Genomic DNA, 22,889 nt, shown 5'->3' with positions numbered 1-22,889 from the left:
GGATCGCCTGCTGGGCCTGCTGGGCCAGGTTTCAATCCACGCCTCCGCGTGGGAGGCGACGTCAGCGGAGACGGCTCGATGCCGGCAAGTTGCTTGTTTCAATCCACGCCTCCGCGTGGGAGGCGACTATTGCCCGTGTCGGCCGTGTTGTACGCCTGAGGAGTTTCAATCCACGCCTCCGCGTGGGAGGCGACGGTGCAAGAATACAATGCCTACGTCAACGCTGGGTTTCAATCCACGCCTCCGCGTGGGAGGCGACCAGTGGGCGTTATCCATGGAGGCATAACCAAAGAGTTTCAATCCACGCCTCCGCGTGGGAGGCGACTGACGCGTCTCCTGGTCCGTCGCATTGATATCCGTGTTTCAATCCACGCCTCCGCGTGGGAGGCGACGACCACGCCGGGCGTAGTTGCACATGTCCTGATAAGTTTCAATCCACGCCTCCGCGTGGGAGGCGACCCCTGACAGATCGCCCAGATCGGCGGCCCGCTCCAGTTTCAATCCACGCCTCCGCGTGGGAGGCGACTCAGGGGGCCAATCAACGCCTGCCTTCGTTACGAAGATGTTTCAATCCACGCCTCCGCGTGGGAGGCGACGGCGGCAATTTCGGCATCAGTGAAAGCAGGCTGAGTTTCAATCCACGCCTCCGCGTGGGAGGCGACCTCAAGGGTTTGCAGACCGGACAGGCCGCCCCCAAAGTTTCAATCCACGCCTCCGCGTGGGAGGCGACGCCGTGTGCGCGCATTGGATGGCGAGGATTTGCACGTTTCAATCCACGCCTCCGCGTGGGAGGCGACCATACCTTTCTGAGGCCAAGGGCGGGCAGTGGTGTTTCAATCCACGCCTCCGCGTGGGAGGCGACGCCTGCCGTCCGTGGCGGCAAACACGCCACAGGGGTTTCAATCCACGCCTCCGCGTGGGAGGCGACTATCCAGTCCTTTACCGAATTTATCAAACAGCCAGCCGTTTCAATCCACGCCTCCGCGTGGGAGGCGACCGGTGGGAGCCAATGCAGTAGTCCCTCTACTGACCGTTTCAATCCACGCCTCCGCGTGGGAGGCGACGCCAGGATGACCGTCGTCCGGCGGCTCATCCCAACGTTTCAATCCACGCCTCCGCGTGGGAGGCGACCGGGAGTTTGGGACATGGTTTTTTCTCCATGGGATGTTTCAATCCACGCCTCCGCGTGGGAGGCGACTTGGGATTCTTTATCCTCGTCGCCTCGTCTATGATGTTTCAATCCACGCCTCCGCGTGGGAGGCGACGGGCCGTTTTCCCGGCGGGGCAAAACCCCTGTACCGGTTTCAATCCACGCCTCCGCGTGGGAGGCGACGTTGCGCCCAAAGATCTTTCGTCCATATACATCAAGTTTCAATCCACGCCTCCGCGTGGGAGGCGACTCGGAGTATCCCGCTTCAATTTCCGGATTGGTCAAAGTTTCAATCCACGCCTCCGCGTGGGAGGCGACACTATGGAGGCTGTATGACCCTTCACGAGGCATTGTTTCAATCCACGCCTCCGCGTGGGAGGCGACGGCCCGCTGCAGCCCGGCGAAGCTGGATTGGTCGTTTCAATCCACGCCTCCGCGTGGGAGGCGACTCTTATCCGCGCGCCGGAATAATTTCACAGGCGCGTGTTTCAATCCACGCCTCCGCGTGGGAGGCGACGACTGGCTTTAACGCTGCCGCCAATCTCCAATGGGTTTCAATCCACGCCTCCGCGTGGGAGGCGACGCCTTGATCCTCCTTGTCCAGTCCGCTATCGCACGTGTTTCAATCCACGCCTCCGCGTGGGAGGCGACACCAACGCACGTACGATCGTTGTGGGCTTGGAAGTTTCAATCCACGCCTCCGCGTGGGAGGCGACTTTTTTGAGAAATTTTTTTGTCAGACTCATTTTGTTTCAATCCACGCCTCCGCGTGGGAGGCGACTCTACCACGCGGAAAAGACATATTACGTCACAGGAGTTTCAATCCACGCCTCCGCGTGGGAGGCGACAACCACGGCTAACTACCGTGGCAAAGATAAGTATGAGTTTCAATCCACGCCTCCGCGTGGGAGGCGACTTCTCGTGCTCCCGGCCCTTAGCAATCGCCACATGTTTCAATCCACGCCTCCGCGTGGGAGGCGACGCTCTGCTTTCGTAGTCGCATTGTCCGGAGCTGAGTTTCAATCCACGCCTCCGCGTGGGAGGCGACTGCCAGATCCCGGCTCTACGCCTTCATGACTGTGAGTTTCAATCCACGCCTCCGCGTGGGAGGCGACCGTCAGGGTATCCATAATCAGCGGGCTTCCAAGGAAGTTTCAATCCACGCCTCCGCGTGGGAGGCGACGAGTATTGGCGAGCAAACTGTACTGAGCCAGCGGGAGTTTCAATCCACGCCTCCGCGTGGGAGGCGACGACCAGCTGATACGCGCCCTGTTGCGTACCAAGAGTTTCAATCCACGCCTCCGCGTGGGAGGCGACTCGGGTGAGAGGGGTATGGGTATGTTTTATTTTAGTTTCAATCCACGCCTCCGCGTGGGAGGCGACGCGGCAATTTCGGCATCAGTGAAAGCAGGCTGAGGTTTCAATCCACGCCTCCGCGTGGGAGGCGACCGGTGCTGACACTACCACGGTCATGGCTTTGCAACGTTTCAATCCACGCCTCCGCGTGGGAGGCGACCGGCCGTACAACTCGTAGTGTAATAGATGGACAGTTTCAATCCACGCCTCCGCGTGGGAGGCGACAACTGCTTCACGCGCTGCTTTTTAAGCTTATACGGTTTCAATCCACGCCTCCGCGTGGGAGGCGACGGGGGGGGGTCTCGCTGTCACTCGCCACAGTACAGTTTCAATCCACGCCTCCGCGTGGGAGGCGACACGAGCGATAGGTATATCGGACGCCGCCGCCAGGTTTCAATCCACGCCTCCGCGTGGGAGGCGACAACCTTCGCCGATCGTCGACGCATTATTGTCCAGTTTCAATCCACGCCTCCGCGTGGGAGGCGACCTATCGCCTATGCGGCGGTCGGTGCTGAAGTCACGTTTCAATCCACGCCTCCGCGTGGGAGGCGACCAGGCCGTCCACGCCCAGATTGAAGGCCATGTTCAGTTTCAATCCACGCCTCCGCGTGGGAGGCGACCAGCGAGAGGTTTCATTATGACCACACTTGAGATGTTTCAATCCACGCCTCCGCGTGGGAGGCGACGATATATATGGCTACGTTAACCCCTGAAGGCCGTGTTTCAATCCACGCCTCCGCGTGGGAGGCGACTATGGAGCCCTTGACGAACTCATTTCACTTATCAAGTTTCAATCCACGCCTCCGCGTGGGAGGCGACTTTTCTGAGCGGCAAAGATGCGCTCGGTAGGCACGGTTTCAATCCACGCCTCCGCGTGGGAGGCGACGTTGCGCCCAAAGATCTTTCGGCCATATACGTCAAGTTTCAATCCACGCCTCCGCGTGGGAGGCGACGCGGAACCGCTTTCACGTGGCCTCCGTCTTCATAGGGTTTCAATCCACGCCTCCGCGTGGGAGGCGACGACGACTGGACACGTCTATTGTACGCAAGATCCAGTTTCAATCCACGCCTCCGCGTGGGAGGCGACCGTTTTCCCGGCGGGGCAAAACCCCCTGTACCGGGTTTCAATCCACGCCTCCGCGTGGGAGGCGACATGTTCGGCTCTGGTGATCCAGACGTAGCGGATAAAGTTTCAATCCACGCCTCCGCGTGGGAGGCGACGCCTCATGCCGGGCCACAACTTCAACTGTGAGGCTGTTTCAATCCACGCCTCCGCGTGGGAGGCGACACGTAGCGGATAAAGAAGCCAAGGCCAGAGTGGACGGTTTCAATCCACGCCTCCGCGTGGGAGGCGACCGGCGGCAATTTCGGCATCAGTGAAAGCAGGCTGAGTTTCAATCCACGCCTCCGCGTGGGAGGCGACCCAACATGGCCATGTTGACGTTGAACTGGCCGGGTTTCAATCCACGCCTCCGCGTGGGAGGCGACCGTCAGGACTGGGCGGACGCCGCCGCGCGGCTCGGGTTTCAATCCACGCCTCCGCGTGGGAGGCGACGACAAAAGCTGATCTCGAACCTGCCTACCTACCGGTTTCAATCCACGCCTCCGCGTGGGAGGCGACGCCATCGCTTCATCTATCACAGATGTGTTCGTGGTGTTTCAATCCACGCCTCCGCGTGGGAGGCGACCTGGCTATGGGTGTGGAGCAATATTTTTCAGGTGGTTTCAATCCACGCCTCCGCGTGGGAGGCGACGGTGGCCATGGTGCGGTGGCTGGGAGATCAGCTTGTTTCAATCCACGCCTCCGCGTGGGAGGCGACATTCAGTGCTTCCGCCATGTTGCTTAACACAGCCCCGTTTCAATCCACGCCTCCGCGTGGGAGGCGACGCGGTTCACAAGGATGGCCTGACCGGTGTAGCCGGTGTTTCAATCCACGCCTCCGCGTGGGAGGCGACCTTTTTCATAGCTTGTCTCTTGTGTTAAATATTCTGTTTCAATCCACGCCTCCGCGTGGGAGGCGACGTCAGTACCTTCAGCGGTTTGGAGTACCTCACTGTTTCAATCCACGCCTCCGCGTGGGAGGCGACCTTATCGCGCTCGTGGCTCTGCAGACCAAAATTGTTTCAATCCACGCCTCCGCGTGGGAGGCGAGTAGTGGAAAGCGGGCCACAGGTGCCGCTCGTCAGTTTCAATCCACGCCTCCGCGTGGGAGGCGACGCCCGGGCCAAAAGACGACGAGAGCGCTTCGGTGTTTCAATCCACGCCTCCGCGTGGGAGGCGACACCTGCGACGGCTGGAGCGGCCCCTATCACAGCCGGTTTCAATCCACGCCTCCGCGTGGGAGGCGACGATTGGCCGGATGTGTAGACGTACTTGCAGGCGGTTTCAATCCACGCCTCCGCGTGGGAGGCGACGCGAAGCTCAATAGCGTCTTCGTTGTAATCCTGAAGTTTCAATCCACGCCTCCGCGTGGGAGGCGACTTCTTCGCCTCTTTGCTGGGTCAGCATTTTTGGCGTTTCAATCCACGCCTCCGCGTGGGAGGCGACCGGCGCCGGAAAATCCCGGTCCGGTCACGACACTGGTTTCAATCCACGCCTCCGCGTGGGAGGCGACTACCGGGGTGGTATTGGCAAAGAGTGGCTGGGAATGTTTCAATCCACGCCTCCGCGTGGGAGGCGACTCAAGGCAGCATATGCTTTTATGCTGTTCAGTCGGTTTCAATCCACGCCTCCGCGTGGGAGGCGACTTGCACTGAGGAGAGATGCTTTGCAATACGCGCAAGTTTCAATCCACGCCTCCGCGTGGGAGGCGACCGTCATACGTGCAATTGAGTATGTTCGGTGACATGTTTCAATCCACGCCTCCGCGTGGGAGGCGACTGCCCAAGGGCAATGTGCCTGTGCGGGTGGACGAGTTTCAATCCACGCCTCCGCGTGGGAGGCGACGCCGACGCTACGTCAGACAGCGCAGTAACAGTAGAGTTTCAATCCACGCCTCCGCGTGGGAGGCGATCTCAACCATAGGAGTTTGCACCATGTCGCAAGCTGTTTCAATCCACGCCTCCGCGTGGGAGGCGACTTCTTGTCGCCCGTATTGAGCGCCGCTGGCTGACTGGTTTCAATCCACGCCTCCGCGTGGGAGGCGATAGCGCTACGCCCAGCTGACCACGAGCATCAGCCATGTTTCAATCCACGCCTCCGCGTGGGAGGCGACGGGTGGCATCCATGTTGAGCCGGATGGCATCATTTTGTTTCAATCCACGCCTCCGCGTGGGAGGCGACGCTCGGGTATGGTCAAACGCGTAAGCGTCAAGGAGTTTCAATCCACGCCTCCGCGTGGGAGGCGACGCGTCCGGGGCTGGCGTGGACGACGGAGCCGCCGTTTCAATCCACGCCTCCGCGTGGGAGGCGACCCAGTTCGTTAAGCAGCGTGGACGCTGTAGAGCGTTTCAATCCACGCCTCCGCGTGGGAGGCGACATCCTTATTCTGGTGATTGGTATGCTTGGGACAGGTTTCAATCCACGCCTCCGCGTGGGAGGCGACGCCGCCGCCTTTGCCAGTTTTGCGCAGGGAGAAGAGGTTTCAATCCACGCCTCCGCGTGGGAGGCGACTCCTGTTGCCCTCCCCCTGCACTATGATCGCCCTGTTTCAATCCACGCCTCCGCGTGGGAGGCGACCACATTAAGCAGGGCAAAGGCCACGGCGCGGTTGTTTCAATCCACGCCTCCGCGTGGGAGGCGACTCCTGCGCCAGCCGCGCCACCTCGTCAGAGTAATTGTTTCAATCCACGCCTCCGCGTGGGAGGCGACAATTGCTATTATATTTTAATCAACAAAAGGGGGAGTTTCAATCCACGCCTCCGCGTGGGAGGCGACGGGTTAAAAACCACCGTACTCGTGGCCGACGGCGCGTTTCAATCCACGCCTCCGCGTGGGAGGCGACGCAGGGGCAGCGGCATACACTGGCCGGACGTGGATGTTTCAATCCACGCCTCCGCGTGGGAGGCGACTGTAGAGGCCGGATGGAGCAACACTGAGCTGAGAGTTTCAATCCACGCCTCCGCGTGGGAGGCGAGCCGCCGCCTTTGCCAGTTTTGCGCAGGGAGAAGAGCTGAGAGTTTCAATCCACGCCTCCGCGTGGGAGGCGACGTCAGGGTATCCATAATCAGCGGGCTTCCAAGGAGTTTCAATCCACGCCTCCGCGTGGGAGGCGAGATTCCGGCTTTTGTTGCTGGAGCGATGATACCAGTTTCAATCCACGCCTCCGCGTGGGAGGCGACGCGATTACCAACACGCTTTGGATATGGATTATGCGTTTCAATCCACGCCTCCGCGTGGGAGGCGACTCCTGCTGGCCTATGTGTTCCAATTCCTTTTGCCAAGTTTCAATCCACGCCTCCGCGTGGGAGGCGACAAGCAAAAGTAGCTCTTCAAAGACGCCTGAGTCCAGTTTCAATCCACGCCTCCGCGTGGGAGGCGACTTGCGCCCAAAGATCTTTCGGCCATATACGTCAAGTTTCAATCCACGCCTCCGCGTGGGAGGCGACGCCCGCGCTGGCCAACGTCTTCGGCCCATGCCCTGTTTCAATCCACGCCTCCGCGTGGGAGGCGACGTGCTCTTGCAAATCAAACATAGGATCGCCGTCGATGTTTCAATCCACGCCTCCGCGTGGGAGGCGACGCTTCCTTCCGTCAGCTTGCCGGATTTCCCGCTGATGTTTCAATCCACGCCTCCGCGTGGGAGGCGACTGGCTGAGCCGCACATGATCCGGCACTGTGGGCGTTTCAATCCACGCCTCCGCGTGGGAGGCGACTATCCTGTTCCGTGGCCGCCTGCTTTTTCAGGGGTTTCAATCCACGCCTCCGCGTGGGAGGCGACGGAGCGGCTGGGCGACCACTATATAGCTTCCGCAGTTTCAATCCACGCCTCCGCGTGGGAGGCGACACGGCTCTGATGGCCTGTGGAATGGGCAAGCTCATGTTTCAATCCACGCCTCCGCGTGGGAGGCGACTCCTGACTCATGATGCCTCCTCTATATCAGCCCCTGTTTCAATCCACGCCTCCGCGTGGGAGGCGACGTGCCGGGATCGGTGGCGGCGTCGTAGTAGGCGGGTTTCAATCCACGCCTCCGCGTGGGAGGCGACCCCGCGTTCCAATCGCAAAATGCGTAACACACTGTTTCAATCCACGCCTCCGCGTGGGAGGCGACCGCGCTCTGGCTGACCCACGCGGCGGCACAGCATCAGTTTCAATCCACGCCTCCGCGTGGGAGGCGACCCTTGCCGCCGAACATCTCGCTCAGGGCATCCAGTTTCAATCCACGCCTCCGCGTGGGAGGCGACGCCGTCCTCCTGACGCAGACGAAGGGCTTTCAGGTTTCAATCCACGCCTCCGCGTGGGAGGCGACTTAGATCTGGTGGAGAGTTAAACGGATGGGTCGTGGTTTCAATCCACGCCTCCGCGTGGGAGGCGACCCTATAACTGCCTTTGCAATAATACTTGGACAAACGTGGTTTCAATCCACGCCTCCGCGTGGGAGGCGATTCTCAATTACTGGCATATGGCCCGTGACTTTGACGTGGTTTCAATCCACGCCTCCGCGTGGGAGGCGACGCGTACTGCAGAGCATCTCTCCTCAGTGCAAGAAGTTTCAATCCACGCCTCCGCGTGGGAGGCGACTGATAGAGGTCAGGCGAGCCAGACCACGGCGGTTGTTTCAATCCACGCCTCCGCGTGGGAGGCGACTCACATACTGCATAACATAAGCAACAGAGAAGAGTTTCAATCCACGCCTCCGCGTGGGAGGCGACGTCTGCACCGCTCTTGCTCATGAGCTTGCCAGACGGTTTCAATCCACGCCTCCGCGTGGGAGGCGACGACCAAGGCTCCTGGGCGGGCATCCACGTGGAGCTGTTTCAATCCACGCCTCCGCGTGGGAGGCGACGTCCCACTGAAACGGTTCCTCTCGGTCAAAGAAGTTTCAATCCACGCCTCCGCGTGGGAGGCGACCGTAGCCGTGGCCGCGCTGGCCGCCGCCGCCGTGGGTTTCAATCCACGCCTCCGCGTGGGAGGCGACAGAGCGCGTCAATGGCGGTGGGAAGAGAAGAGAGGTTTCAATCCACGCCTCCGCGTGGGAGGCGACCCGAACGACGTCATATTCGTCCATGAGCACGATGTTTCAATCCACGCCTCCGCGTGGGAGGCGACGTAATCGTCCGGCAGTTGCGTCACATTGATGACGTTTCAATCCACGCCTCCGCGTGGGAGGCGACTTGGGCGGATGTGGCGGAACCGGCGGCGGGAATGATGACGTTTCAATCCACGCCTCCGCGTGGGAGGCGACAGCAGCACAAAGCGTCCTTAAGCTTATTGCTGCCGGTTTCAATCCACGCCTCCGCGTGGGAGGCGACGACGAATGCAAACGAGAGTTTTTTCTGGTACAGGGTTTCAATCCACGCCTCCGCGTGGGAGGCGACGACGGCATCCGAGGCTTTTTCGCCTTCCTCAAGGCGTTTCAATCCACGCCTCCGCGTGGGAGGCGACCACCAAGAATAGATGGTGGATATATCTGGAGAACAGTTTCAATCCACGCCTCCGCGTGGGAGGCGACTCCGGGTGTGGGCTAATACAATACCGATTCGTCGGGTTTCAATCCACGCCTCCGCGTGGGAGGCGACTCAAGGTGCTTCAGCCGATACGGGACTTTTTCGGAGTTTCAATCCACGCCTCCGCGTGGGAGGCGACTATTGCTCGTGTCGGCCGTGTTGTACGCCTGAGGAGTTTCAATCCACGCCTCCGCGTGGGAGGCGATGTTCGGCTCTGGTGATCCAGACGTAGCGGACAAAGTTTCAATCCACGCCTCCGCGTGGGAGGCGAGGCCTCCACGCTTGCGGCGTCCACACCAGCACTCTGTTTCAATCCACGCCTCCGCGTGGGAGGCGACTTTCTCTTCTGGACTCAGGCGTCTTTGATTAAGGGTTTCAATCCACGCCTCCGCGTGGGAGGCGACACTGGCCGCCGTATACTGTTCAGAATCACACAGAGTTTCAATCCACGCCTCCGCGTGGGAGGCGACCTGCGCACCACCTGCCACCCCGGCGCCGTCACCATGTTTCAATCCACGCCTCCGCGTGGGAGGCGACGCCTCTTTGTGATTTCAGGGTAGATGGTATTTCTAGTTTCAATCCACGCCTCCGCGTGGGAGGCGACGGCCACGGCTTCGGCGTTCTTGCGGGCCGTCTCGATGTTTCAATCCACGCCTCCGCGTGGGAGGCGAGGAAAATGCCCGCCAGCGTGGTGGCCCGCTACGCCGTTTCAATCCACGCCTCCGCGTGGGAGGCGACAAGGCCGGGAAAGAGGAAGCGTTCAGCGCCAGAGTTTCAATCCACGCCTCCGCGTGGGAGGCGACTATGCGGCGAAAATATGAATCTCATGGTTATGAAGTTTCAATCCACGCCTCCGCGTGGGAGGCGACGCTTGACTTCGCCACTTCGTATCTGCGTATGGCTGTTTCAATCCACGCCTCCGCGTGGGAGGCGACTCTGCCTCCCATTTTTTTGCCTCTGCCTTGGTCGGTTTCAATCCACGCCTCCGCGTGGGAGGCGACGCAACTCAACAGTCGCCTGCACCACGTCTTCTCCCGTTTCAATCCACGCCTCCGCGTGGGAGGCGACTTGGCGGCAGGGGCAGTAGCGGTAACGGCGGCGGTGTTTCAATCCACGCCTCCGCGTGGGAGGCGACTGTTTCGTTGCCAAAGCTTTCCGGCGGCAGGTCGAGTTTCAATCCACGCCTCCGCGTGGGAGGCGACCCTTCGCCCCCTTGGAAAAAGCGATTTGCACATGTTTCAATCCACGCCTCCGCGTGGGAGGCGACATGCGCGCCTGATTCACTGTTCCCGCCCCCTGCCGTTTCAATCCACGCCTCCGCGTGGGAGGCGACATCATCGCCATCAACAAGCCCGAAAATGACCACCTCGTTTCAATCCACGCCTCCGCGTGGGAGGCGACTCAGCACCTTCAAGCGTTCTTCCTTGTGCCGTGGTTTCAATCCACGCCTCCGCGTGGGAGGCGACACGAACCACGGCTCACCATCACGTTCCACCACGCGTTTCAATCCACGCCTCCGCGTGGGAGGCGACACTACGGGTTGTGCGTCCGTCAACACCCACGCTGGTTTCAATCCACGCCTCCGCGTGGGAGGCGACCTTGGCTTGCAGAAGTGCCGGAGTCGTTTGAGGAACGCTGGTTTCAATCCACGCCTCCGCGTGGGAGGCGACGGCGCAAAGTGCTCGGTATTAGCCAGACGGGTTCCGTTTCAATCCACGCCTCCGCGTGGGAGGCGACGGAGCCGGACGCAAGCCTGGATCGCGTTCGCCCCGGTTTCAATCCACGCCTCCGCGTGGGAGGCGACAAGGCTATTAATGATGCTATTGGCCCCGATAGCCACGTTTCAATCCACGCCTCCGCGTGGGAGGCGACCAGCGGGAAGCGACGCGACGGCAGGGAAGGGGTGGTTTCAATCCACGCCTCCGCGTGGGAGGCGACCTCTGCGCATTGGTATATTTTTCATTCTCTACCGGGTTTCAATCCACGCCTCCGCGTGGGAGGCGACGTGGCAGGCCTCAGCCTGCGCGCATAAAGGTTTTGCGGGGGCCATTTCGGGAATCTGCCGTTTGGCGCTGCCCGGCTTTCCGTATTTTTTATAGCTATACAATTATTGTGTTATATTCCAATATGCTGGATGTATCGCGGATCTTCCTGCAAAAAGCCGTCAACTTGAGGTCCCCGCTTCAGAAAATCAACGGCCCCTCAGGATCGTAGCCCGGCTTAACGCCCCAGTGCTCTATCTTGCCCCGCCAGGAGCTGCCGAGAAAATAAAAGCGCAGGCTGTCCTTGTCCTGATCCATCTCATTGAGCAGCGCCGCGCGCAGGTTTTTCCACTGCGCCGGATCCACGGCGCATTCAAAAACAGAGAATTGCACGCGCTGTCCCCAGTTCTGGCAATGCCGGGCAATGCGCCGCAGGCGCCGCCGCCCCGCCGCGTCTTCCGTATTGACGTCATAGCTCACCAGGACAAGCATGCGTCACCTGATGACAAAGGGCGGGTAGGCGTCCATCTCGCCCCTGATATGCCGGGCCAGCAGACGCGCCTGCATATGCCAGAGCAGGCCTGTGGTCATGCGTTCATTCAGAAAAGGATGCAGTATTTCTTCGCGTTTGCGTTCCTGGTAGGCCACAAGCACTTCCTTGCGGGCTTTTTCTTTCAGAAGGACCGCGCCGGACGCGGTCTGCTCAAAATCTTTCGCCCGTATCTGCCCCCTGTTGACCAGCGTCAGCGCCAGCCGGTCCGCCAGAACAGGGCGGAATTCCTCCATCATATCCAGGGCGAGACTCGGCCTGCCCGGCCTGTCCCGATGCAGAAAGCCCACAGCGGGATCAAGCCCGACGCTTTCAATGGCCCCACGCAGGTCCGCCGCCAGCAGCGTGTAGAAAAAGGAGAGCAGGCAATTGATCTCATCCAGCGGCGGACGGCGGCTGCGTCCGGTGAAACGTATGCCTTTGGCCTTGGCGGAGATGAGGCGGCCAAAAACACTGAAGTACATTCCGGCCGCCTCGCCCTCCAGACCACGGATTTCATCAAGCGACCGCGCCTGGGGCAGACGCTGCAGACAGGATGTGAGGCTTTCACAGGCCCGGGCCAGCCCGCCGTCGGCGTGTTCCTCGGGATGTTCTCTGGCCGCCCGCCGCAAGACCGTGCGGCAATTGACAATCTTGCCGGTGATGAAGGCGCGGGCCAAAGGGACCGCCCCTTCCGCGCTGTCCGTTTTGCGGTACTGCTCACGCCGCAGCAGCACATTGCCTGTGGTGGGACCATGCATTGCGGCCATGAAACGCCCGTTTTCCGTGAGCCAGGACACGGCCACGCCGTTCTGGGCGCAATGGCCGAGCAGAAAGGAACTGCAACTGACCTGCCCAAAGCAGACCAGCGACCCGATGGTGTGGATGGGAACTTTTCCCAGTTCCCGCCCTTCCGCGCGCAGACTGACACACTCGCCGTCCTTGGACAGCCAGGTATTTTGCGTGGTCACGAAAAGCGTGTTCAGGTGGCGTTTCATGGTTCTCTCCACAGAGCTTCAAGATAACGCGCGGCCAGCGCGGATTCTTCCACAAAAGCGGGCATGCAGGCGTTTTGGAGAGAGCAGGCCGCGCAATGGCCCCGTTTTTCCGGAAGCGGCGTTTTGCCGATCCGGAAAAGCTCATGCACGGCCAGGGCGATATCCGCGCTTTTCCGGCGCAAGTCCTCCGTGAGCGGCACAACGCTTCTGCGCCGCTGAGCGCCATAAAAGATCGCCGCTTCGGGGATGGACGTTCCCAGCATTTCCTCAAGGCAGACGGCCTGCGCGCAGACCTGTACGGCGTCGGCCTCGGCATGCCCGTGCGGCGAGCCTTTTTTGTATTCCACGGGATAGGGCCGCCATGCGCCGCCGCAACGCCTGAATTCGACCACATCCGCCTTGCCGCTGACGCCCAGGCGGACGGAGCGCAACGGCAGGTCCGTTACAAGACGGACCTGGCCGCGCGCCGTGCTTTCCCCGCTGTGGGCATGCTCGTGCATGAGCCGTCCCTCGGCGGTATGGCTGTTTTCCTCCCAGATTTGTTCCAGGTGGATCAGCGCGCACTGCCGGGGGCAATAGGCATAGTGCTGCAATGCGGAAAGAGGCACAAAGTCCGCTTCGTCCATGGGCGGGCCTCTTCGGTTTATAATTTTTCCTGAATTTCAACGGATTCCAGGCCGTCGCGCCGCACCTGAACCTCGTAGTCGCTGAAGGCTCTGGCCGGGCCGGCCCCGGCATCCACGCGCGTTACCGTGACGCGCTCGAACAGGGCGTGCGCGGGCATGTTGCCCAGGCGGTTGGCATGTTTGAAGACAATCAGTTTCCGCGCGCTCATTTTGCCGCGCGCGGCGGAGTGATCGTGCTCGAACATATTGATCAGCGCTTCCCACAGCAGATCGAGATCGCCTTCGCTGAAGCCGGTTTTTTCAGCAAACGGCGCGGAGACATAGCCTTCGGCCCGGTAGAGGCCGTAGGGCACAATGGCTTTGCGGCCCATGGTGCGTTCTTTTTCCAGATCCTTCTCATTGGTGACGGCCATGCGGGTGATGCTGACCTCCTGCGGCACAATGGGTTCCACGCTACGGGCAAAGGCCAGCTGTACCGGGCCGCGCACCTGGCCGCAGTTGATTTCCGTGCTCATGACGGCTCCGAAGGCGCGCACGTCGTAGAAATTGGCGCACATCCAGGCCGTGAGGCGGGCGGCGTCCTCCGTTTTCTTGGGCAGGCGCTTGCCGCTTTTGTCCGGCTCCAGGCCGCAGGCCTTGTACGCCAGCTCATGGCGCTGATTGAGCACGGCTTTTTCCTGAATATAAATCTTGAGGCCTTCCGCGCCGTTGTGGGCCAGCTCCACGTAATTGCGGATCTTGCGCTTCAGGCAGACATCCGTGACCAGGCCGCAACCGGTTTCCGGGTCGAGGCGGGGCAGGTTGCCCGCGTCCGGGTCGCCGTTGGGATTGCCGTTTTCCACGTCAAACAGCAGTACGAATTCATAACGGTTGGCAAGAGCGGACATGGCTTACTCCTTTTCCTTTTTCTGATAATTGGCGACGCGCTGGTGATAATAGCCGATGAAGAAATCTCCCTGTTCCGGCAGGCTCAGGTGGGGCGGAAAAGCGCTGATGTCCCGCATGACCCCGGCTATTCTGTCTTCGTTATATTTGCCGTAGTCCGCCTTGCTGATATGGTGCTGGGCCAGACGCAGCAGTTGGGGAAAGACCAGAAGCGGCGTGGCGGAAGCGGCACCAATGTAGCGATCCTTGATGGAGGCGCCTACCGCGCCCACAGCGTCGCTTTGCGTTTTTTCCAGCAGGGCGAACAGTCTGCCCAGCAGATAGGGGAGATCTTTGCGGCTTTCGTCAAGTTCCATGGTCCAGGCTCCTTGTGAAGGATGGTTGCGCAGCAGAAAGGCTTTGAGCAGCGCCGCGCGCAAATAGGAAATATTCTTGTCCGCGCGGATGCGCTGCATGACAATCGCCAACAGATTCTCGGGATAGCGGCCGCCGGAGAGAACCGCGCGGGACAGGGCGTCGCCCAGGCCGGCCGGGATATTTTCCGTTTTGCCCTGCGGGGCCAGCTCGCGCAGCAGCATCCAGAGCGGCGGTAGAGGCGGATCGTTCGCGTACTGCGGCGCGAGGGCCAGGTCGTGATAATGGCGGCCAAGGTTTTCCAGCAGTTGCCCGAACGAGGATATTTGCCACACTGTGACGCCCAGGCGGGCCTGGTTGGGCTTCAGGCCCAGCAGGAAGAAGCGCGTTTCCGCCGCGCGCAGGGCCGCCAGATCAGCGTCCGCCGGTTTTTTCCCGTCACGCGCGGCGCGCAGGACAGCGCGCGTCCTGCCCAGCAGTTCCCGGTCTTCAGCCGTATCAGCGCCGCATTCCAGCGCCTCGCCGTCCTCGTAGAGCAGGCAGGAGGCAAAGACTTTTTCCGCCGGGCCGGGCTGCTCCGTCCAGAAAACGAGGCTGGTGGAACCCAGGCGCAGGCAGTGCCCGCTGTCCTTTCGCAGCAGAAAGTTCAGCGCCGTGGTATAGGCTTCGGCGGCCTCGCCGCTCACGGGCGCGTTGAAACTCTGGCTTTTCCCGTAGGATTCAAAGGCGTCGCAGTTGAAGGACACCAGGGCCGCGCCTGTGGGATTGGCCCCGCTGACGCCCCTGATGGGCGGATGGATGCGGGCAATGGGCGCGGTTTTTCCCGTCGCCAGACAGATGCCGGTCGGCTCCTCCCCTCCGGCGCGGCGTTGTTCCTCCCAGATGCGGCGGATGTCAGGTTGATCGTGTAAAAAGCCCTGATCTTCTTCAATCTGAAAGACGCCGTTTTTGTCCAGAATAAGCGGGCCGACGTCCAGATCCGCAAACATTTCGGGCCGCCAGGCTTCCAGAAAAGCGGCCACTGCCTGAAGCCGGGCGTTGCCGGTGCCACGGGCCAGCTCTTCGTGGACCTGCCGGAAGGCGGCGAATGTTTTGGCGCTGCGCTCGGGTTTGCCCTTGCCGTCCACGCCCAGCAAATAGCCGGTGTTGTCCCAGAAAAGATTGGGGCTGATGCCGGAACCGGACTGCTTTCGCGGCGCGGGCACCAGCAGGGGCCGGGCTTTGCCCTTGTCGTCCAGGCGGGGCAGAATGCGGCGCAGAACGCCTCGGGGCGTCAGCACCAGAACAAAACCGATCAGTTCCCGGCTGTAGCCGGGCAGGGGCAATTCCGTATCCGGCTCTTGCAGCATACGCTGGTAAAAGGCCGCCAGTTCGCTCAGAATCATGCTTGCGCCTCCCCGGACCGGCGCAGGCAGTCCGCCACGTCGATGACGCCGCCTTCCAGGCGGGGGCGGTAGAAAATGGGCCGCATGCCGTGGGCGAAATCCAGGTCATAGAGCATCCAGCCCAGATCGCGGGGCGCATCACGGGCCAGTTGGGAGGGCGGCAGGCTGTCTTCCAGTAACGTGAAATGGGCGGGAAATTCCCGGCAGCCCAGACAAGGCCGGTGAAAGCACTGTCCGGCTCTGGCCCGGCGGGTGAAGATGTCCAGATGCTTGCCCGGGTTGTCGCCCGGTCCGGCCTTGTCCGTGAGTTCAAAATGGGCTTCGATCACATAAGCCACTTGGCGCAGCACCAACGAGGCCCGCTGCTGACGCGCATCCTCCACGCAGATATGCAGTGGCGTCATGTTTTTCATGGCCTGGGACGCATTTTGCGCTGAACCTTTACAAGCCAGCTCGTTACGGCGTATGGAATCAAAGCGGATAGGATTCAGGATATGCAGCCTGTCGATAATCCAGCGTATGGCGGGTTTCCAGTGCAGCGATTCAAGAATGCCGCGCGCCGCTGACGGAGTTATTACTTCGTAAGACATGCGTTCCGATTTTGTCTCCGGTCGTGTAAATAAGGCATATTCACCCCAGACATGCAGTGCTATGCCGTAGGCCATGCGTACCTCCTGAACATGCCGGGTCCCGGCGTTGTCCGTTTCAGAAATACCCGCGCGCAGATGCGCGGGTGGTCGCTGTCTAAGCCCAATAATTATTTCAATCCACGGCGCGTATGGATGCGCCGACCAGCTCGTCACGCCGCCTTGTCATCCTCCTTTATTTGCGGATGTGGCCTGTGCACAGGCCACATCCCTTCCTGCGGGAGCTGGCAGAACTCCCTCAAGTGAAAAATTCATAACAAATATTCTATATAAATGCAATAGTATAATTCTATTAATGGGTTTATAAATTAAAAAAGGCAGTCCTCCGGAGTCTGGCGGGTGGGGTCGTCCACCAGCAGGCCCAGTTTCGGATCATAGCCCGCGCCGTTGCGCAGCACGTCAAAGCAGCCGTGCAGGGTTTCCAGGTTGCCAGCCGCGCGCAGCCTTTTCAGTTCATGCGGATAAATCTGCACGCTGTAGCCCTGCAGCAGGCGCAGGGTCAGACGGCGGGGCGGGTATTCCGTTTCCAGGCGGCGGACAAGCGTATGGCTTTGTTCCGCCAGATCGCCGCCGTCTTTCGCGCCGTGCGTGATGATCACCGGAACCGAGCCGTCCGTAATGAAACGGTAACGGGCGTCCATCTGCCGGAAGTCAAAGGCATGGGGAAATGCGGCATTTTTTTCGCGCAGCATTGCCAGCAGGCGCTCTTTGTCCAGGTCCGTGAAACCGTAAAGCGCTTTGAAATAGGCTTCCACCGCCGCCGGGGCAAAGATGTCCGCATGTTCTTCCGCCACCTGGCTGAAAAAACAGGCGCGCAGATAAAGGTCGGCCTGGGCGGAGGAAAGGGGCTGTTCCGGCGTGTAAACAAACAGGCTGCCGGAAGGCAGTTCGCCCGAGCGGTTGCAGCGGCCCGCGGCCTGTGCCACGGAGTCCAGGCCGCAGTGGGCCCGGTACACGCAGGGGAAGCTGATATCCACCCCGCATTCGATGAGGGACGTGCTGACCACCCGGCAGGGTAGTCCCCGGCGCAGACGTTGGCGCACGGCGTCCAGTACGAGCAGCCGGTGTCGCGGCGTCATGCGCGCGCTCAGGTGAAAATGGGCTTCGTCATTTCCCAGGCTTTCATAGGTCGCGCGGGCCTGGGCGCGGCTGTTGACGATGCAGAGCGCCTGATGCTCTTGCCGCAGGCGGCGGCCCAGTTCCTCATTGTCGAGCTTGCCCGGCTGGGAAACACGCATGCGCCTCTGGGTTGTGAAGGTGCTGAAAAGTTCCTCCACCCGTGGGGCGGGGATCAGTTCGCGCAGGCTGTCCTTTGCGAAGCCGTTTTTCAGAGGACCGTCCCGGCGCAGCGCCGGTTGGGTGGCGGTGCAGAGCACAAGGCTTGCGCCGTAATGTTCCGTCAGTTCCCGCAGCGCGAGCACCGAAGGTTCCAGCAAAGGAACGGGCAACATCTGCGCCTCATCCAGAATAACCACGCTGCGGGCTATATTGTGCAGTTTGCGGCAGCGGGAGGGGCGGTTGGAAAACAGGGATTCAAAGAATTGCACCGCCGTGGTGACGATGACCGGCGCGTCCCAGTTTTCGGCGGCCAGCCTGAAGGGCAGGACCGCCCGCCCCTGGTCGTCGGCGTTTTCTCCGGACTGATCCGCCGCCTGCTCACTGGGGTGGACATAGTTGCTGTGGTGCTCCAGCACGGCCTCCTCTCCGAGGACATCGCGCAGCACCCGCGCATTCTGCTCAATGATGCTGGTGTAGGGGGCCACCAGAATGATTCTGTCCAGCTGATGCCGCCGGGCGTGCTCCAGGGCGAAGGCCAGCGAGGAGAGCGTTTTGCCGCCGCCGGTGGGCACAGTGAGGGTGAATGCGCCGGGCGGCAGCGCGGCAGCGTCCAGGCAATGGCCGAGAATTTCTTTTCTGGCCGTGACAATGGGGCTGTCGTCAGACGCCGCGCGCAGAAAGCCTTTGGTGGACAAAAAATTGTGCAGCCGTTCGCATAGCGTATCCAGAGAAGGCCAGCAGCCGCGCTGCTGACAATTCTCCGGAGTGTAAAAGTGTTCCGTATCCAGAAAATCAGCGTCCGTGAGGCAGGAGAAAAGCATGCGCACGAAGAAAGTGACGCTGAATGCGGCATGTTCTCTGGCAAGGCGAAAGGGGAAGGGCAGCGCGTCCGGTTGAGGAATGTCAGCCAGCGCCGCCAGATCCAATCCGGCGGAATAGTCGGGGATGGCATAGGCCGGGTCCAGGCGGGAACGCAGGCTGCCCACATCCGAGGCCCCGTCTCCCAGGTCCGGCAGGCCGCCGTGGTGTCCGGCTATGCAGTAGGCCAGCCAGAGGGCTCTGTATTCTCCCGGCTTGCCCCAGGCCTTCCAGCGTTGCAAAAGCAGGCGTGCCCCGGCGGTGGAGTGGTCGATGCGACGGCGTCCGTTTTGGCCGCTGATGTAGGCCTGGAATTCCGGCGAGGCCTTACCCAGATCGTGCAGGCGGGCGGCCAGCGCGGCCCACTCGCCCGCGCCGAATGCGCGACCGAATGCCCCGGCCCGTTGCGCGCTTTCCCGCAGATGATCTTCAAGGCTTTGCCACTGGGAAACATCCTGGTCCGGGAGGCTGTGGGCATAGAGCATGAGCGCGCTCCTGTTGTATAGCTGTGATCAAATAAAGGTAAAGGTATTGTCGGGCCGGGTCAATGCGCGAGCGGCGGATGAAAGTGAGGATGCGACCTCTTACGGGGTGGGGGGGGGGCGGACTTGCCTTGCGCGCCGCCCCGGCGTACATCCAGAACCATGAACCCGGACATCAGCCAGCATGAAGAATGGTTCGCGGCCTATGCCGCGCGGGAACGCGCCAGGGAGCACGGCGACCCCGCGCCCATGGATCTGAAGCTCAAGCATACCATGGCCGTACTGGATAATGCCCGGCGCATGGCGGAGAGCGAAGGTTTTGCTCCTGCCCTGGCCCGCGCCTGCCTTCTGGCCGCGCTGTATCACGATGTGGCCCGCTTTGAGCAGTATTTGCGCTATCATACCTTCCGGGATCGGGAATCCTGCAACCACGGCCTGCTGGGCGTGAAAATCCTCAAACGCGAGGCCCGTCTGGCCGGGGAAGACGCCGCCACGCGCAAGATCGTCCTGGCCGCCGTGGGTCTGCACAACCGCTTCGTCCTGCCCGCGCATCTGCCGCGCGAAACGGAACTGGCCGCGCATGTGGTGCGCGACGCGGACAAGCTGGATATTCTGCGGGTTATGGATGAGCATCTGGGCGGACCTGGCCCCTACAGTCCCACCGTGGTTCTGAACCTGCCGGATGATCCGGCCCTGGCCGGGCAGGCCGTGTTGCGCGCGGCCCTGGAAGGGCGGGTGGCGGCCTATGCCGATCTGCGCAGCGTCAATGATTTCCGCGTACTGCTGAATACCTGGTTTTTCGACATGCATTTCGCGGCCAGCCGTCGCCAGTTTGTGGAGGACGGCCATGCCCGCCGCCTGCTGGAGGGGCTGCCGTCAAACGCGGTATATGGTCCGGCGCGGGCGGCCTTGCTGGCCCGGCTTGACGGAGCCGACGCGCGTGGCTGAAGCGCCGCTTGCGCCGCGTTTTTTCCCGCAGGCGGTTTTGGCCCGGCGCGTGCCCTGGCCGACGGCGGCGCTGGGCGCGCCGCTCAATCCCGCGCGGGACCGACTGCTGAGAGCACAAGAGGGAGATGCGGCGTGTATCCGCTTGGCATATGTACTGTTTTATCTGCCGCCGGAAGAGGGCGCGGAATTGCTGGGCCTGGCCGTCAGAGCAGGGCGGGAAGTGCTGGCGGCGGATTTCAAGCTGCCGGAACGCAATCTGGAACTGCCTGCCTGTCTGCTGGCGCGCGGTCTGTTGGGGGCCTGGCCGGGACTCTGGCCGGGAACCCGTGGCGGCACGGCCCTGACGGCATTTCTGGCGCGGGGCGGCCTTGAAGGGCTTGTCCTCCGCGCGGGACTGCATGTCTCGTCGCGCCGCCCGCTGCTCGGCGGCGCGGCGGTGCTGCTGGGGCTGAATCGGGGAGAAAGCGTCCGGACGGGTGCGGGAGCATAAGGCTGGACCTGTACGCTGTCTTCGTCAGGCCACCACGCAGGGGCGTGCGCAACTATAGGCGGACACTGGACCTGCGTGTGATGTTGCCGGACCGTTATTGTACTGGAAGGACATTTTGGAGGAACTCATGCCGCAAGAAGTGCTCGCATTGCGCTCCGCTGAAGATTGTCACCGTTTGGGGGCTTTGCTTGATGCACGCCCGGTCATCGCGTTGTGGGCGACCGTGAATGTCCGTTCCTCAGTGGACGTTATGCTTTTTTTTCGTAACATGCTGAGGGAAAAAGGCTATCAGACCATTCTGCTGCTCCGACATGCCGGAGTAGAGCGATTCCGCAAGCTTTGTCCCCAGGAATATTTCGGGCTGGTCAGGCAGTTGGACAATGCGGCTCTGTTACGTCACTGCCCCTTTATCAATCTTTTGTTTACGGACGATCTGTGCTGCGGCGACAAACCCGCGGGCTTTGCGGGCAAGGTCTGCCTGTTCCCGCACAATCTTTCAACGGCGGTGCCGTCGGGAGAACGCTACTGGGCGGATTACGCGGTCGCGCCGACGCCGGAAGCCGCCGCTTTTCCGTTCTGGAGATATCCCAATAGTGTGAAAATAATGAAAAATCACACATATACGGTTATCCCGGCGGGTTATCCAAAATTCGATCTTCTTGCCGATGCCCGTGCGCGATTTGGTCCGGGGCCGCATCGGAGGATCAGCTTTTATCCATTTTGGCTTCCAGTGGAAAGCGACAAGGCCGAAGAGCGTGTCCTGCTCTGGCGGGAGGCTATCAAGAGCACGCTGCGCGCCTTCCCCGACTGGAACTTTGTCTTGCGCCCCTTTCCAACAAACAGGGAAAATCCTCTTTTGCTGAGCATTCGGGAGGAATTTGCTGCGGAACCGGGCTTTATCTGGGATGTCGGCGATGAAAATATTACTTATATAGCTTCAGCCGATTTTATGATTACGGATTATTCTTCCGTATGGAAAAACTTCGTTTACACGGCGTTGCGCCCGGCCATTCGGCTGTGTCCCGCCGAAAAGGGTGGTGACAACGGGGTGACGCATGAAGGACTCGCCTATTTGGCCCATAGCGGGGCCATGGTTGTCGATGCCGTCAGGCATGCGCTACGGCATACGGTGGTCTGGGAAGAGACAATCCGGCGCCAGCGGGATGCCGACATTTGCCATTTTGGGGCTTCATGCGCATATCTCTGCGGGCATATTAACGATATGCTCAAGGACAATCCCGTTCCGGACTGGATCGTGCTGAATAAGGGCGATACCCCATATGACCGTCCCGTTGACTGGTTGCGGCTTCTGGCGGAACCGTTCGGAGAATGGAAAGCCAATGATCCTCCGTGGCTCATGCCTTGGAGTCGCGATCTCATCGGTGCGGACGGACGTGTGGCGCTATTGTTCGTGCGTTCCTGCCTGCTCTCTTGGGGCCGTTATTACCGTTTTCCCGCCAAGGAAAACCTGCGCGTACAAATAGAAATGGCCTTGAGCGCGGCTTCTCCGGAATGGATGTGCGGCCTCCTGCTGCATATGCGGGACAGACATTCGGATTGCGCCGCGCTTTTTGTCTGGCTGGCCGAGGTTCTGTCCCGCTATCGGCCCGGTTCGCCGGAGCTGGTCCGCTCCCTAGACAAGGCTCTGACTCTGCCCCTCGACATCGTGCTGGCCGGAATGGCCGCGCGGTTGCTGCGCACGGCTGCTAAACGCTCTCAAGCGGCGTGCGTTTTTCTTGACGATGCGCTGGCCCGGAGCGAGGAGGTTTTGCCGGAGCGTTTTTATGTTTTGGCCTTCTGCCTCCGGCTTGAAAACGGACGCGTGCGGGAGGCGTCCGCCCTGTTGGATCTCTGGGGGAAGCTCTGTTCCTGTTGCGAAAAAGGCGTGGCGTATTTTTTATGCCGGGGAATATTGGAAGCGGCGGTTCAGGGCAACATGCCCGCATTTTTCATATCCGAAGGGCCGCTGGCCATCCATGTGGACGATGTGCCCGTCAGTTTTCAGAATACGCGGCAGGCCCATGTCTGCCTGAAGAGCGCCCTTGGACTTCTGCGGCACAGAGTTCGGGAAGATCCTGCCCTGAACGTGGAATGCGCCCTGCTGCACGGTATGTCGGGGCAATGGGCTTCAGCCCTGCTCACCGTCCGCAAGATAGCTGATCTGGACAGAAGCGGGAGACGGAAAATCCTTGCCCTTGCGGAAATCATGCGGGCAAATGGGGAGAATGAAAGATCACGCGAGGTATTACGCTGCTTGCGTGGTCTGCACGCCAAGGATTAAGTAAGGGTCGGACTGCCGTTCAGCACGTGAGCC

10 protein-coding genes and 1 CRISPR repeat array are annotated in these 22,889 nt (G+C 61.0%); of the genes, 3 read left to right on the top strand and 7 right to left on the bottom strand.

Annotation, left to right across the window (positions count from 1 at the left end; all coding sequences use genetic code 11):
- Positions 1 to 28 precede the first annotated feature (28 nt).
- A CRISPR array of direct repeats spans positions 29 to 11,118; the repeat unit is 32 nt; unit sequence GTTTCAATCCACGCCTCCGCGTGGGAGGCGAC.
- Between the two features lie 178 nt (positions 11,119 to 11,296).
- From cas2 to FYJ44_RS13305, 7 genes are all read right to left on the bottom strand, one after another.
- Positions 11,297 to 11,587 carry a CRISPR-associated endonuclease Cas2 gene (gene cas2 / locus FYJ44_RS13335; RefSeq protein ID WP_154512963.1) on the bottom strand — a complete coding sequence of 97 codons (291 nt, stop codon included), beginning with the start codon at positions 11,585 to 11,587 and terminating at the stop codon, positions 11,297 to 11,299.
- Between the two features lie 3 nt (positions 11,588 to 11,590).
- A complete protein-coding gene (gene cas1c / locus FYJ44_RS13330) occupies positions 11,591 to 12,622 on the bottom strand; it encodes a type I-C CRISPR-associated endonuclease Cas1c (RefSeq protein ID WP_154512961.1) in 1,032 nt (343 codons plus the stop codon).
- Positions 12,619 to 13,248, bottom strand: a complete 630-nt coding sequence (gene cas4 / locus FYJ44_RS13325) for a CRISPR-associated protein Cas4 (protein WP_154512959.1) — start codon at positions 13,246 to 13,248, stop codon at positions 12,619 to 12,621. The genes cas1c and cas4 overlap by 4 nt, the downstream gene beginning before the upstream one ends.
- Before the next feature lie 17 nt (positions 13,249 to 13,265).
- Positions 13,266 to 14,135: a type I-C CRISPR-associated protein Cas7/Csd2 gene (cas7c, locus tag FYJ44_RS13320; RefSeq protein ID WP_154512957.1), complete on the bottom strand. Its 870-nt coding sequence runs from the start codon at positions 14,133 to 14,135 to the stop codon at positions 13,266 to 13,268.
- Between the two features lie 3 nt (positions 14,136 to 14,138).
- A complete protein-coding gene (cas8c, locus tag FYJ44_RS13315; protein WP_154512955.1) occupies positions 14,139 to 15,872 on the bottom strand; it encodes a type I-C CRISPR-associated protein Cas8c/Csd1 in 1,734 nt (577 codons plus the stop codon).
- A complete protein-coding gene (gene cas5c / locus FYJ44_RS13310) occupies positions 15,869 to 16,537 on the bottom strand; it encodes a type I-C CRISPR-associated protein Cas5c (RefSeq protein WP_154512953.1) in 669 nt (222 codons plus the stop codon). Before cas5c ends, cas8c begins: the two co-directional genes overlap by 4 nt.
- 290 nt (positions 16,538 to 16,827) lie before the next feature.
- Positions 16,828 to 19,140, bottom strand: coding sequence for a CRISPR-associated endonuclease Cas3'' (locus tag FYJ44_RS13305; RefSeq protein WP_154512951.1), 2,313 nt, complete (start codon positions 19,138 to 19,140; stop codon positions 16,828 to 16,830).
- A gap of 159 nt (positions 19,141 to 19,299) precedes the next feature.
- Between FYJ44_RS13305 and FYJ44_RS13300 the strand changes: the two genes are divergently transcribed.
- The 3 genes from FYJ44_RS13300 (at position 19,300) to FYJ44_RS13290 (ending at position 22,856) form a co-directional block, all read left to right on the top strand.
- Positions 19,300 to 20,085 (top strand): HD domain-containing protein, encoded by a 786-nt coding sequence (locus FYJ44_RS13300; protein ID WP_154512949.1) that lies wholly within the window; start codon positions 19,300 to 19,302, stop codon positions 20,083 to 20,085.
- Positions 20,078 to 20,575 (top strand): hypothetical protein, encoded by a 498-nt coding sequence (locus FYJ44_RS13295; RefSeq protein WP_326833691.1) that lies wholly within the window; start codon positions 20,078 to 20,080, stop codon positions 20,573 to 20,575. The genes FYJ44_RS13300 and FYJ44_RS13295 overlap by 8 nt, the downstream gene beginning before the upstream one ends.
- 127 nt (positions 20,576 to 20,702) lie before the next feature.
- Positions 20,703 to 22,856 (top strand): CDP-glycerol glycerophosphotransferase family protein, encoded by a 2,154-nt coding sequence (locus FYJ44_RS13290; RefSeq protein ID WP_154512947.1) that lies wholly within the window; start codon positions 20,703 to 20,705, stop codon positions 22,854 to 22,856.
- The last annotated feature ends 33 nt before the right edge of the window (positions 22,857 to 22,889 follow it).

The organism is Desulfovibrio porci (assembly GCF_009696265.1).
GTDB lineage: Bacteria > Desulfobacterota > Desulfovibrionia > Desulfovibrionales > Desulfovibrionaceae > Desulfovibrio > Desulfovibrio porci.
Note: the sequence above shows the minus strand (reverse complement) of the source record. Positions and strands in the feature narration are given on the sequence as shown.